At 37.4% G+C, this 13,624-nt stretch carries 13 protein-coding genes; 5 read left to right on the forward strand and 8 right to left on the reverse strand.

Translation table 11 applies throughout. The features are described from left to right. Positions 1-363: 363 nt before the first annotated feature. The 3 genes from CUN59_RS21565 to psaC all read right to left on the reverse strand — a co-directional run bounded on the left by CUN59_RS21565 (position 364) and on the right by psaC (position 3,202). Positions 364-525, reverse strand: a complete 162-nt coding sequence (locus CUN59_RS21565) for a hypothetical protein (protein WP_165790231.1) — start codon at positions 523-525, stop codon at positions 364-366. Between the two features lie 352 nt (positions 526-877). Beyond that, positions 878-2,770: a glutamine--fructose-6-phosphate transaminase (isomerizing) gene (glmS, locus tag CUN59_RS18710; protein ID WP_104389259.1), complete on the reverse strand. Its 1,893-nt coding sequence runs from the start codon at positions 2,768-2,770 to the stop codon at positions 878-880. 186 nt (positions 2,771-2,956) lie between these two features. Then, entirely contained in the window at positions 2,957-3,202 is a 246-nt protein-coding gene (psaC, locus tag CUN59_RS18715) for a photosystem I iron-sulfur center protein PsaC (protein ID WP_010997613.1), read from the reverse strand. A gap of 495 nt (positions 3,203-3,697) precedes the next feature. On the opposite strand from psaC, the gene CUN59_RS18720 reads away from it, so the two are divergent. Continuing rightward, positions 3,698-4,048, forward strand: coding sequence for a DUF6464 family protein (locus CUN59_RS18720; RefSeq protein ID WP_104389260.1), 351 nt, complete (start codon positions 3,698-3,700; stop codon positions 4,046-4,048). A 46-nt stretch (positions 4,049-4,094) separates the two neighbouring features. Here CUN59_RS18720 and fmt read toward each other — a convergent pair whose 3' ends face one another. Continuing rightward, positions 4,095-5,096, reverse strand: coding sequence for a methionyl-tRNA formyltransferase (gene fmt, locus CUN59_RS18725; RefSeq protein WP_104389261.1), 1,002 nt, complete (start codon positions 5,094-5,096; stop codon positions 4,095-4,097). A 1,158-nt stretch (positions 5,097-6,254) separates the two neighbouring features. On the opposite strand from fmt, the gene CUN59_RS18730 reads away from it, so the two are divergent. Continuing rightward, complete coding sequence (locus CUN59_RS18730; protein WP_104389262.1) at positions 6,255-7,388, forward strand: hypothetical protein; 1,134 nt, start codon at positions 6,255-6,257, stop codon at positions 7,386-7,388. 139 nt (positions 7,389-7,527) lie between these two features. Here the strand turns inward: CUN59_RS18730 and CUN59_RS22185 are convergent, their stop codons facing one another. From CUN59_RS22185 to CUN59_RS18740, 3 genes are read right to left on the reverse strand one after another with little or no spacing between them, the layout of a single operon-like run. Then, positions 7,528-7,680 carry a type II toxin-antitoxin system VapC family toxin gene (locus CUN59_RS22185; protein WP_243406987.1) on the reverse strand — a complete coding sequence of 51 codons (153 nt, stop codon included), beginning with the start codon at positions 7,678-7,680 and terminating at the stop codon, positions 7,528-7,530. Positions 7,681-7,688: 8 nt separating this feature from the next. After that, positions 7,689-7,946 (reverse strand): type II toxin-antitoxin system VapC family toxin, encoded by a 258-nt coding sequence (locus CUN59_RS22190; protein WP_243406988.1) that lies wholly within the window; start codon positions 7,944-7,946, stop codon positions 7,689-7,691. After that, positions 7,946-8,221, reverse strand: a complete 276-nt coding sequence (locus tag CUN59_RS18740; protein WP_104389263.1) for a hypothetical protein — start codon at positions 8,219-8,221, stop codon at positions 7,946-7,948. Before CUN59_RS18740 ends, CUN59_RS22190 begins: the two co-directional genes overlap by 1 nt. A 229-nt stretch (positions 8,222-8,450) precedes the next feature. Between CUN59_RS18740 and CUN59_RS18745 the strand changes: the two genes are divergently transcribed. Both CUN59_RS18745 and CUN59_RS22195 read left to right on the forward strand, forming a co-directional pair. Then, the gene (locus tag CUN59_RS18745) at positions 8,451-8,855 is read left to right on the forward strand and encodes a Pepco domain-containing protein (RefSeq protein ID WP_104389264.1); all 405 of its coding nucleotides are present in this window, start codon (positions 8,451-8,453) and stop codon (positions 8,853-8,855) included. 6 nt (positions 8,856-8,861) lie between these two features. Then, the gene (locus CUN59_RS22195) at positions 8,862-11,282 is read left to right on the forward strand and encodes an SUMF1/EgtB/PvdO family nonheme iron enzyme (protein ID WP_243406989.1); all 2,421 of its coding nucleotides are present in this window, start codon (positions 8,862-8,864) and stop codon (positions 11,280-11,282) included. Positions 11,283-11,490: 208 nt separating this feature from the next. On the opposite strand, the gene CUN59_RS18755 is transcribed toward CUN59_RS22195, so the two are convergent. Continuing rightward, positions 11,491-12,390, reverse strand: a complete 900-nt coding sequence (locus CUN59_RS18755) for an Rpn family recombination-promoting nuclease/putative transposase (RefSeq protein ID WP_104389265.1) — start codon at positions 12,388-12,390, stop codon at positions 11,491-11,493. Positions 12,391-12,596: 206 nt separating this feature from the next. On the opposite strand from CUN59_RS18755, the gene CUN59_RS18760 reads away from it, so the two are divergent. After that, positions 12,597-13,457, forward strand: a complete 861-nt coding sequence (locus tag CUN59_RS18760; protein WP_104389266.1) for a DUF6671 family protein — start codon at positions 12,597-12,599, stop codon at positions 13,455-13,457. The last annotated feature ends 167 nt before the right edge of the window (positions 13,458-13,624 follow it).

Below are 13,624 nucleotides of genomic sequence, written 5' to 3' on the forward strand. Positions count from 1 at the left end.
TAAACCAACAGAATCTCCCACATTAAGATGGATATTTCAGTGCTTCCAAGGTATTCATCTTTTGATGATACAAGGATTTCAACGAGTTCTGAACTTAACGGAGTCACACTGTCATATCTTGCAATTTTTACCTAATGCTTGTCAAAAATATTATTTTTCAACTTAACTATTCTCTATAGTTTTACGATTTTATCGGTTATCTTTTTTATAACTTATTACACACCTTCAATTAAATATTGTTTTTGAAACAGCTTTTAAACACCCATAAAAGCTTAACTTTTTGCGTTCATAATTTTGTTTGCTATTGATACGTAATTGTTCAAACCATAAGTTTTGATTTACTGTTGATGTAGTTTAATTATGCTACTTTTTGAAGTGCGGAATGTGGGATAATGCTAGTTCTACGAAGGCATAAATACTCCGGGTGATTAATGCTGCATCCATCAAGTCAAACAAGGCATCTTTGGCTTTGCCCAAAATATTGTATACACTTGTGCGAAATTCTCTTAGCTGTTCTAATGGCATTGTCAATCTGATAACTCTTTTACATTTATCAGCATTAAACATTTTGCGGTCAGTTTTACATCACTGACCGCTTTTTTTCCCCAATTCTTTATCCTCTATTGTCGGTAGTCTTTTTAACTTCTCTTTTCTCAGTAGTTTTAACTTATCTCTCTGTTTTTAGTCTAAACTCCAGTTCATACTTACGTCTAGGCATAAAAAATAACCTCTATTAGCTGATAGCCTTTGGTACTGGGCTGGTTTGGGTGCTATCGCAAGTACCACCGTACTACATTAGAGGTTATTGTTCAACCGTTTTATTTATTGTTGAACCGAATTATCTTCCTACAACAGCTTTTAAACGCAATTACTGAAGCTATTCCACCGTTACCGACTTCGCCAAATTCCTCGGCTGATCAACATCCAAGCCTCGCCGCGCTGCAATATGATAAGCTAACAATTGCAAAGGTATTACTGTGAGAATAGGTGAAAGAATTTCCTCCACTTCGGAAACAGGAATTAAATCATTAAATATTTCCGCCGCTTCCCCATCTTGCACAGAAGTTACACCAATTAAACGGGAATCTCTAGCTTTTGCTTCTTGGGCATTAGAAATTACCTTTTCATATACATTACCAGGAACAGCGATCGCTACCACCGGCACTTTTGCATCTAACAAAGCAATAGGTCCATGTTTCATTTCTCCTGCTGGATAACCTTCCGCATGAATATAGCTAATTTCCTTTAATTTCAAAGCCCCTTCTAATGCAATAGGAAAATTAATTCCCCTACCAATAAAGATAAAATCTTTTGTTTCAGTAAAGTCGTGTACCAAATGTTCAATATATCTTTCTTGAGTTTCTAAAATCGTTTCAATTTCCCCTGGTAATTGACGTAAACCTGTGAGGATTTCCTCAATTCTTGAATTACTAATTGCCTGACGATGATAAGCTAAATCTAAAGCCAAAGCATAAAACGCCATCAATTGCGCCACAAAAGTTTTTGTTGCCGCTACACCAATTTCAATTCCCCCATGAGTATTGATAATATTTGCTACCATATTTCCCAAACTACTTTCCGGGCGGTTAGTAATTCCCAAAAGTCGCGCTTGATACTTAGCCTCTTTACCCTGTCGCCGTTCCTTTTCCATCCCCAAAGCTGCCAAAGTATCCGCTGTTTCCCCAGATTGTGTCACCCCAATAGTCAGAGTATGGGGCGTTAGTGGTGCTGGTGCATAACGAAACTCGGAAGCATATTGTACTTGTGTGGGAATACCTGCCAATTGTTCTAATAAATATTTACCGACTAATGCCGCGTGCCAACTTGTACCACAAGCCACAATTTGAATTTGTTCTAAATCTGCGTAAACATCCGCCGGTAAATCCAATTTCACCGGTGATTTATTAACCATTTTACCCTGTTCCGTGGGAAAGTAAGCCTCCAAACAATCCCGGACTACTCCCGGTTGTTCATAGATTTCCTTGAGCATAAAATGTTTGAAACCCTGTTTTTCCACCATGATGGGATTCCAGTTCAAAGTCCGAGGATGCTTCTTTAAGCGATGTCCAGCGAAGTTATATACCTCCACCCCCAAAGGAGTCAAACGGGCAATTTCGCCATTTTCTAGGGGCAATACAGCGCGAGTATAGGCAACAATTGCCGGCGTATCAGAAGCACAGAAAAACTCACCTTGCCCAAAACCAATTACTAAAGGTGCTTGTTGGCGAATTACAATCATTTCATCGGGGAAGTCTGCGGAAATAGCCGCCACTGCATAAGCCCCTTCTAACTTACTCACAGCTTCTCGCACCGCATCTAAAAATATCGAAGTAGAAAGGAGATTTTCAGGAGTGTGTTTCAAACACTCAGCAATTAAGTGAGGAATCACTTCTGTATCTGTTTCCGAACGAAATTCATGTCCTAATGCTTTGAGATGTTCTCGCAACTCTCGATGATTCTCAATAATCCCATTTTGCACCACTGCCACCCGCAAAGCCGTATCTAAATGAGGATGGGCATTATATTCTTCAGGTTTACCATGAGTTGCCCAGCGCGTGTGACCAATACCAATTTGAGCAGAAGTGGCAATTTCTTCCAGTTTAGAACGCAAGTTAAGCAATTTGCCCTTAGCTCGCACACAATGGACATCGCCTTCCCAAATAGTGGCAATTCCCGCCGAATCATAACCTCTATACTCTAATTTTTCTAATCCAGCCAGTAAAATATCCGTCGCTGCCTGAGTACCTATATATCCAACTATTCCACACATTGCTTAAACCACTCCGGTTTCAGGATGATTAAATTCTAAGTATAGTTGGTGGAATGGGTTGACGGTTGACTGTTGTTAGTAGTAGACATATTCCCCTGCTCCCTCTTACAAAAATGCTGAGAAATGAGGGAAGAATTTTCCCGTCCTCATTCCTCAGCTATGAAAACATTAAGAATTTAGCAGTTCTTAGTAAGCCAAGCCCATGCTGCGAGTTGTTTCAGCGCCTAGATAAACGCGAATGCTCAAAAAGTCAGTGGGGCAAGCAGTTTCACACCGCTTACAACCTACACAGTCTTCAGTGCGAGGAGAAGAAGCCACTTGAGCAGCCTTACAGCCATCCCAAGGAACCATTTCTAGTACGTCGGTGGGGCAAGCGCGAACGCATTGTGTGCAGCCAATGCAGGTGTCGTAGATTTTTACGGTATGAGACATTGAAAAAACTGCTCCTTTCGGGTGTTCTTCTGGAGTGAAATAATCATAATCAACGCATAGTTTACCCCAGGGCTTGATAGCTTGTAAGCAAAAGGCTACATAACTTTAAACAATGTAATAGACACTTTGGACAATTCATTTACTAAAATCGCTGTTATCTAGCTGTAATCAGCAACATGGCTATTTAGTGTTTACCCAAATGACTCTCCACTCAATATGGTGATTTGTAAAGATATGTAAACTAATAGTTATATTTTCCAGGTCACCTATCATATTTACTTACAGTATGCTGTATGTTAACCTACGTACTAATTTGAAAGTAGAACTTTATTAGACATCTGGTAAAAATTATCGTAGGGACAATTCATGGATTTTCCCTACAAGGGTTTGGTGGTCATGCACTAAATATCTGCTTTTTTTTAACCGTCTAGTAAAAAATTGCTAAAATATTACGATACTATAGTTTACGAGTAAAACCGATAATATAAACTTATCATGGAGTTAAATTCGTTACCCACTGAGGTAATTTTGACACATCCACGTCAATCTCTGGGAAAATTACAACTTGATTGGACACCTCAACCGGGTAACTATCTTGATGTTGACGGCAAAACCTACGCAGTTTTAGAGCGTCGTCACAGGTATCAATTAAAAGCAGGACGCTATAGTTTACATAATATTGCTATTTACGTACAAAAAGCCAACCGACCGGAGGAAAAAAGTTTATTTGAGGGACGTTGGGTTATAGGTGATGCTACCTGCAATTTTAATGCTCACTCCGAAATTATCCGTTGTGCAGTTAACCCAGCAGGCCCTTGTAATACTTGCCGGTTCTATGCAAATTAAGGTTCAGGGGAGCGAAAGAATTTTCTAACTGACAACTGAACAAGCTTCAACCATTCCCAACTACCTCACCCAGTGTTAATCTTGTACCATTAACAAAATCCCATCCTGACTGGGGACGTTTACCTATTAGTTGGACTTCTCGCAGTAGTAATAAACCTGCTCCTGTTTGGATAATTGCACCTAAACCTTTGATGATATTCACTACTTCCCCGGGTTGACCTGATATGGTTGATAAATCAGGTATTTTGTCTATTTTTTGTTTTAACTGATCTGGCAATGCGTTAATATACTCAGGTTCAAGGGGAACAGTAGCAGTAATTTTTACTGGCTGGTTGCGAAAGGTGGCGGTACAGTGGGGATAAAAGCCGCGAATTTGATTATGTAATTGAATGGCGGTTTTTGTCCAATCTAGGATATAGTCTGGCTTTTGAATTAAAGAGGCGTAGGTTGCAGTGGTATGATCTTGAGGAATAGGTGTGATTTCCCGGCGTTCTAATTTGTATAAAGTTTCTATAAGTAAATCTGCACCAATAATAGCTAATTTTTCGCCTAAAATTTGAGCGTTATCTAGTAATTCAATGGGTATAGTTACTTTTAAAAGCATATCTCCTGTATCCATGCCCTTATCCATCAGTATAGTTGTAATTCCGGTTTCTTGTTCTCCATTGTATACACACCACTGAATTGGGGCTGCCCCTCGATACTGGGGTAAAATAGAACCATGCACATTAATAGAACCCAGTTTAGGCATATTTAGTATTTTTTGAGACAAAATTTGTCCGTAGGCAACAACGACAAAGATATCTGCTTGTATCTGCTTGAGTTGTGTTAAGATTTCATCATCTTTTTTAATTCTCTCTGGTTGCCAAATAGGGATATGATGTTCTGTAGCTAAAACTTTAACTGGTGAAGGGGTAAGTTTATTGCCACGCTCTCGGCGTTTATCCGGTTGTGTGATAACTGCTAGTACATGAAAATCTGGGTTTTCCAGTAGTTTTTGTAAGGTGGGAACGGCAAAATCAGGAGTGCCAAAAAATACTACTTTCATTAGTTATTAATTATTAATTATCTGTCGTGAGTCATGTATCAGTGGTAAGTATATTCCTCATCACTGACAACTGACTTAATTTCCATCTTAATAGAATTATGTTTAGCGTTTTTGCCTGGGGGAGATAAATTTTTAGAGTTTGATGGTATAGTGTTAACTATTAGTTGAGCAAAAATAAAGTTGATCAGCTATAATTCTGGGGTAATTGGTTAAACTACCACCAATCGCATCTACTGTTGATAGGTTTTATTTGTCTAGCTGTGTTTTACAGTTAGGTATTTGCCTACCTAATAAATCAAAACTCTTCGATTATTTGCCAGGTTGAAAATAAACTATCTTTGCTTAATCGCAGCACTTACCAATATATATTGCAGTTTGTAAATTTTGTTACTTCAGTTCAATTTTCCTGTTTATTATTGATTGTGCATCCAATAGATTGAAGTAGATGGCTTTTAGTAGCATAGAGTCTAAACTGCTATAGCTACATCACAAATAAAGCAAGTTGTTTAGGACTTACACAAGTGTCACGGAAAAAAATCTGTTGTAGCGCGTGTCAGACAGCATAGACCATGTAAATAACCACATTCTTGATATCTGACGCGGTTGGTGAGCTTGTCGAACCACACCCTACCAATGTGCCATTTGCCTAAGTCCTGTTGTTAGGACAATGCTTGAAAAGTGTTTAGCAAGTACAATTTGTTACTAAGTTAACAGTGTAGTCTTTGCAAACTAAGTAAAAATCAGGTGATAAAACATCATTTATCATCCCTTGTGAAACTTACTTTCAAGGTTAGCTGAGGTTAATACTGTTGTTGTTGCATCTTTAAATCTTGATTACAAAGCCACAACTCAATTCTGCTAAAAATAAAGATAGCTGTATTCAATTCATTTGCATATGGATTTTATCTCAGTCAAAAGGGATTAAGGCAGGTATTGAGGAATGTAATTTAGTCTTAACTGGAAGTAATTCCTGATGGAAAGTAGATCAAGATTAAGAAGGAGTAAATAGTGACAATCAAACTTTTGTAAAGCGATTTAACATTTCCGTAGGTTATTTTGTAAAACCTTGTGGTTTGCTGATATACATATAGTCATAACTTTGCCCATTACTGTATAAATACTGCCCACATTTAGTAACTGCCCCTAGAGAGTCTCATCATGCTTAAATCCCTTTTGGTGTCAGGATGGTTCCGTGTTCAACCATTTATTAAATACATTGCTCTTCTTATTGTCATTTCACCGTTAGTAGGGATGTCTCTTCATTCTACTTTTGCGAAACAATCGGCAGTAAAAATATCTATTGGTGAAGGAATACAAACATTACCAACTAATGAAGTTATTGCCGATGCAAAAGTAGATAATTCTAATAATGTGGTTCGCAAAACTACATCATCAGTAGTGAATGTAGCACAAAATCAAGGGCAAACATCTATTAATCAGAAGAATTTAATTGAAAAATTAAGAGATGTAAAAGACGGGAGTGTAAATGCTGGACAAAATGGGGTTTCTAAATCACAGGATTTAGCAACATCAACTGTGACACCAAGAAACGCCGAAATACCTGTGAGTGAACAGCCAAATGAGTCAGAAATGACACAAACTGATCCCATAGGTAGTCCCCATCCCATACCCTGGCAATGGATCATGGCTACCCAGGAAAAGATAGGAGGAAAAGGCGGTGGTATCAGATATCACAGAAGTATCCCTGTGGTTTCTCCTGATGGTAAATACGCAATTTATAGCCGGGTGCAAATGGAAGTGAAACCGGAAATGCACAATAGCCGGGTGAATAGTGTCTTGTTTATGGAGGATAGACAAACTAAGCGGTTACGGGTGATGGCATCAACTAATGTGATAAATGATCCCCTATTAAAGAAACAGGCTCGTGTGTCGGTAGATACTGACGATGATGGTAAAATTGGGGTGTTAGTGCCTGTGAGTTGGTCCGAAAAGGGCGATCGCTTTTTAGCACGTAAATTTGTCGCTATTTTCAACACCGCAGATGCTACAGATCAAGCTGTTATTTGGGATCGTCAGCAAAATAATATTAATGTGGTTCATCCAGCGGAATCAAAAGATGATCATGAGAAGATAGGTATTTTATTGGGTTGGAGTAAAAAACAACCTAAAAATGTCCTATTCCGTTCTGGTGAATTAGGTGAAGAAAATTGGCCTTTGATCCAGGTGGCTAATGATGGTAAAACGGCTGATGTGACTGGGGAAGGAGATCAGGCGGTAACTTTTGGTGAAAAAGGCAAAATTTGGGCAGATCCACAACTTGCTTCTCGATAATTAATCAATTTTAATTAATACCCGTTGTTGCTATAGGTAACAATGGGTTATTTTTTTATAGTTTCTTTTTCTGCGGTAATTTACAGGTTTTGAGGTGGGATAATAATTTATTTCTATTTTTTACCGTTTTATAACAGATTTATTCTTTATCAAGAATCAGACTAACACCACAGCGATTCGCTGCTTCTGCCAACTGCTTATCAAGAGTTGCTAATGGCAATTGTAAGCGCAATGCTAATTCTAAATAAGCTGCATCATAAGCGGCCAAACCTTCTCTTCTTGCTAATTTCAAGGTTGCATCTAAAGCATTGTATCTGTAGCCATATCAACTTGAATTAATAGGGACTGTAATAAATTAATAGCTTCTTCGGATTGTTCTTTTGTCATCCGGTTACGTCGTTCTGCTACAATAAGAGTATTAGCAATTTCTAGCGACCAAATTCCCGGTACAAATGCTTCAGAATCTACCATCATTGCTAATATATAATTAGCATAATCATTATTTTCGTCTACTAAACACCAGCTAATTGCTACGGAACAATCTAAAACAAACTGCATTAAAATCTTCGTCCTTCTTCAATCATTTCACGGATTAGGTTTTTATCTAAACCTACTTCTTTTCTTAGTTGTTTAATCCTATTAATTGCGTCTTGAATTGATTTTTTAGTAGTGGCTTTTCCCCAAGCGTTATGTTTAATTGTGGTAGTTTCTGTATTATCTAATGGTTGGACAACCACCAATACTTCCACAGATTTATCTTTAAATTCTGTATGGGTTTGGATTTGTAATATACCATCAGTACCTATATGTGCCAGTAATTTCATTGTCTCCATTTTTTACATCTATTTGGTAGGGTTTTTGTTATTTTATCATAGCTTTATTCTTTGGGTTTAAGATCCCTAACTTCTAGCATGAATTAATCTTTTATAAATAAGATTAAAAACAGAAGTCGGGGATCTGGAGATGTGGTAAAGGAAATTGTAACTGGGTCGGGTTTATATTGACGTATTACCTTGAAAATAGTATTATCTTCCGTGTAGATGGTAATAAGCAGTAAATTTTATGTCAGCAGAATTTCCTACCCCAGACAGTTTATGGATTATTACTGAAGAAGTGGCAGAAACCTCAACGACGACTATTAGCGGTGCTAGAAGTAGTGGTGATACAGGTGGATTATTGGGAAGTAAAACTACTGAAGAACAAATAATAGTTACTAAAGAAAAAGACAAAGTAGTAATTACTAGGCGTAAAGTTGAGGTAACAAAACTCAAGCAGGAAATGAGGGGATTTATACAAGCTATGCGAGAATGTTTAGATGAAGCTGATACCGATGACTCTAAAATCCGCCTAGACGAAGTGGAAGTTTCTGTAGAAGTCAATGGAGAAGGACAACTGAGTTTATTCGGAACAGGGGGAAAAGTAGGCGGTAAAGGTAGTCTGACTTTTAAATTCAAGCGACAACCATAGATTAAAATGGGTAAAAATTGGGCAATTAGTATCGGTATTAATCAATATGATAACCTGCAACCCCTAAACTTTGCTAAACGGGACGCAGAAGCAATGGCCGCTTGGTTTCGGGAAGAAGCGCGATTTGATCAGGTGTTTTTATTTACAGAGGACTCTCCACCTATTCCCGCTAATACACCAATTCCCACTCAACCAATTTACGGACGAGTGCGGCGATTTTTGCAAGCACAATTTGAACAACCTCTATTAAAACCAGAGGATAATTTATGGTTTTTTTTCGCTGGCCATGGTATGCGTCATGCTGACAAAGATTATTTAATGCTTGCAGATAGTGATCCTGGTGATATTGAACATACAGCTATTTCCGTTGAATACATCACTGAAAGATTGCGTCGTAGTCGTGCTGATAATGTAGTTTTGTTATTAGATGCTTGTCGAGAAGAAGGGAGTCGTAGCGGTTTGGGAATAGGTGAAAATAACTATCAAGGAGTGATTACTTTTTATTCCTGTGCTGCTAACCAGAAATCTTGGGAAATTGCCGAATTACAACATGGTTCATTTACACACACACTATTAACAGGTTTAAGATTACATGGTGAAGCTAACTGTGCCACAGTGGAACGATTAGATAGATATCTCAATTCTTCCGTTCCACAATTAAATACTAAATATCAAAAACCAATTCAAAATCCTTATCTCAAGGCAGAACCGCCATATAAAATGTATTATATTTTGTTAGAGCAATCTGCTACAATGAGAGATGTTCAATCATTAAAATTACAGGCATCTTTGTCTGAAAATGCTGGAAATTTTGAGTTGGCAAAACAAATATGGATTAGGGTTTTGGGTGTGTCTCGTGCTGATTTAGATGCAATATCGGCTCTTGAAAGAATTGCAATTAAAACACATACTCCAACACGGGAAACAATTCCTCCGCTGGTTGTTAATTCTGAATCTCCTGGTTCATCTAGAGGTGAGGATACTATGTCACCGACACAGATACTTGAACTTGCTGAAAAGATTAAAGAAAATAATCGCAAAAAAGACGAATACCGACAAGCTGTTTTAAAAGAAGTCGAACAACAGTTTCCCCTGAATCAAAAAAGTATTGATAATTTATCTAATTTACAAAAATCTCTGCAACTCGGTGAAGAGGAAGTATCAGGAATAAGACAACCAATTTTTATTCAGAAAGAAGCAGAATATAAAAAACGCGAAGAAGAAGAGAGAATCAGAAAAGAACAAGAGGCTGAAAGAATTCGTCAACAACATCAGCAAAATTTAGAGCGGTATCAACGGCAATTTTCAGCAGAAATTGAGAAAGAATATCCCCTTCGTCAAGCAAGTAGAAATAGGTTCAAAAAACTACAAAACTCTTTGCAACTCAGTGAACAGGAAATATTGCAAATAGAACAGCCAATTATTGCTAAAAAAGAAGCTGAATATCAAAAAATTCAGGAGGAAAATAGAAAACCATCTGGTTCAGGGTCGAACCCACCTCCTATAAAACGCAGACAATTTTTAACTTATGCTGGTTTAGGAGGAACAGGTTTAATTACTACTGTTGTATTTAGTCAAATTTTTCAGGTAGAAACTGAAGTACTTGAATTATTAACATTTACATTTACAACTAAAACAGTTAACAAAATAGGAGAAATAGTTAATCTAGAGAATCTTCAAGCTGCATATTTTAAAGAAGATTTGGGTAATGGTATCACCCTGGAAATGGTAGAAATCCCTGGTGGTTCTTTTATGATGGGTTCACCAGCATCAGAAAAAGGTCGGAGTGAAAGTGAAAGTCCACAACATCAGGTAAATGTACCTGCTTTTTCTATGGGTAAATTTGTTGTGACTCAAGAACAGTACCAACAAATCATGGGTAAGAATCCTTCTCATTTCACCAAAAAAGGAGCAAAACGTCCTGTAGAGAAAGTGTCTTGGAATAATGCTGTGGAGTTTTGTCAAAAGTTGAGTCAAAAGACAGGACGGGAATATCGTCTACCCAGCGAAGCAGAATGGGAATATGCTTGTCGTGGGGGGACGACTACACCCTTTCATTTTGGGGAAACGATTACAACTGACTTAGCTAATTATAATGGAACTTATATCTATGCTTCTGAGCCAAAAGGTAAATATCTTCAACAAACAACTGATGTAGGTAGTTTTCCTCCTAATGCTTTTGGTTTGTACGATATGCACGGGAATGTCTGGGAATGGTGTCAAGATGATTGGCATGATAATTATGCAAACGCGCCTAAAGATGGTAGTGATTGGACAAGTCAAAGCGACAATGCTAAGGTGCTGCGGGGCGGTTCTTGGTTCAGCCTTCCTAAATTCTGCCGTTCCGTGTCTCGCGGCTACTACAGCCGCGACAACCACTACTACCCTTTTGGTTTTCGTGTTGTCTGCGCGGTCGGGGGGACTTAATAGCCCTTTGCACTCTTGCGCTTTTGCTCTTTGCCCTTCTTTTCTTTACCCTTGAGAGCGTAGTGGAACGGAGCGATCTAAAAATTTTTATTTGAAAAAGCGGGCATTGCTGAATTGAGGTATGAAATTCCCAAATTGAACTTTTAAAACATTTACCTAAGAGTTGCATGATTAACTGATGTCCTAACTACTCTGTCTACAGCTATAACTACTCTGAGGGAGTTTCATCAACAGACTTTTGTGCAACCTTTCTTACTGCTTCAATATCCACATCTAAATTTGCGGCTATTTGTTCCACAGTTAAACCTAACTGTAATAATAGAGGTACTGTTTCCAACTTACCTTCCAACTTACCTTCTAACCTACCTTCTAACTTACCTTCCAACTTACCTTCCAACTTACCTTCCAACTTACCTTCTAACCTACCTTCTAATAGACCTTTTATTTTTGCTTCCTCCGCAACTTCTTGAAAATAGCGTGTTTGCTTTAATTCATCTAGAGTAAACATTGCTTCAATCTCCTGACGAGTTAAATTACTTAATTTGTAAACTAGGATCGTCTCTAACAATTCTAAAACTTTTTGTCTTTTGCTGACATCTGCCAATTGTTGTCGAGATTTTTGGATCAACTGCTTGGTATGATCAATTGCAGTTTCCTGTTTTTCCACTACTAGCTGTACCATTCCCAGTCCGATGGAATTATCGGTTGTTACCTCCAACTCATCTAAATAAATGATTGTAACTTGCTGACTCATTAGCAAACCCCGATACTGCATTGGTACACCGGGATCTAAACTACGTTTAGCAAAAATCGCTACTGCGTGAAAGTCATTCTTAGGTTTATATTGATTGAGATAAACAAAGATTTCCGTAAAAAACCGCCAATAAAAGTCTGCTTTCGGCTGAAATTGAACCTCTACAAAATAAATAGGTTGTTCAGGTATCTCAGAATTAGGGATAAATAAACCATCAAAGCGAAACGCTAGTTCCTTAATTTCTACAGAAGTAAATTGATATGCTTCCGCTTCTGTTGCAGGTTTACCAAGTAACTCAAACAGGATACTCGGTAAGGTTTGGAAAAGTTGATAGAATATGGTATCTGTTTTCACAAGCTTGATTTAATTTTACATGACTTTAAAACTAGCAATCTAAAATTTTGCACTCAAAACAATAGATTCTGGAAATAACCGTAGGATGGCTATTAGGTAAATAATGTAGGAGCGAAGCATTCGGACAATTAATGTTAAAGACATGAAAACTGCTGTAATAGTAGGATTATTATAGTTTATTTAATAGTCAGGGGGTATTAACTACAATGATAAAGCAATTATTTCATAATCGTGTGGCTGTAATAGCAACAATGCACCATAAAGAAAAAGTAATTGCACCTATTCTAGAAGAAAGTTTAGGAATTAATGTCATAGTTCCTGAAAACTTTAATAGTGATATCTTTGGAACTTTTACCAGAGAAATAAAACGCCCAGATACGCAAATTGCTACGGCGAAATTAAAAGCCCAAAAAGCATTAGCAATGACAGGAGAAACTATTGCCATTGCTAGTGAAGGTAGTTTTGCTCCTCATCCGAGTTTCCCTTTTATTTATACTAATCGAGAAATTATTGTTTTTTTAGATCAAGAACTTGATTTAGAAATTCTTGGTGAAGTATTTTCCACAGAAACTAACTTTAATAATCAAGTAATCAATAGTTTATTAGAAGCGGAGGAATTTGCTAACAAAAGCGGGTTTCCTGAACATGGTTTAGTTGTTTGGTTTGATAAAAATGATGGAGATGAAATAGAAATAATTAAAGGTATTAATACCAATCAAAAATTAGCAAAAGCTGTGAATTTTGCCTTAAATAATTCACCCAATGGTAAATTACATATAGAAACAGATATGCGAGCGCTTTATAATCCCACACGGATGAAAAATATCGCCCTAGCTACTCAAGATTTAGTACAAAAAATTAATAGTCAATGTCCCCAATGTTCAACATTAGGATTTACTATCACTAATAAAATACCAGGTTTACCATGTGAAATGTGTTCTCACCCCAGTTTACTAACTTTAGCAGTAGTTTATAAATGTAAAAAATGCGGTTTTCAGCAACAAAAATTATTTCCCGATGGTAAACAATTTGCTGATCCAAGTTTATGTGAATACTGTAATCCTTAACTAACATGACCGAGGAAAAACTCTTGAAAACCTTCTTTTCTTCGTGTTTTTAGTTCCTTCGTGGTTAATTTTTCTCTTTCTTTTACCTACGTTCTCATATAATAGATGAATCTTGTAGTCCCGCCAGTTTACCCGCTAGAATTATACAAATTAAATGTAGTACAACT

The organism is Cuspidothrix issatschenkoi CHARLIE-1 (genome assembly GCF_002934005.1).
Classification (GTDB): Bacteria; Cyanobacteriota; Cyanobacteriia; order Cyanobacteriales; family Nostocaceae; genus Cuspidothrix; species Cuspidothrix issatschenkoi.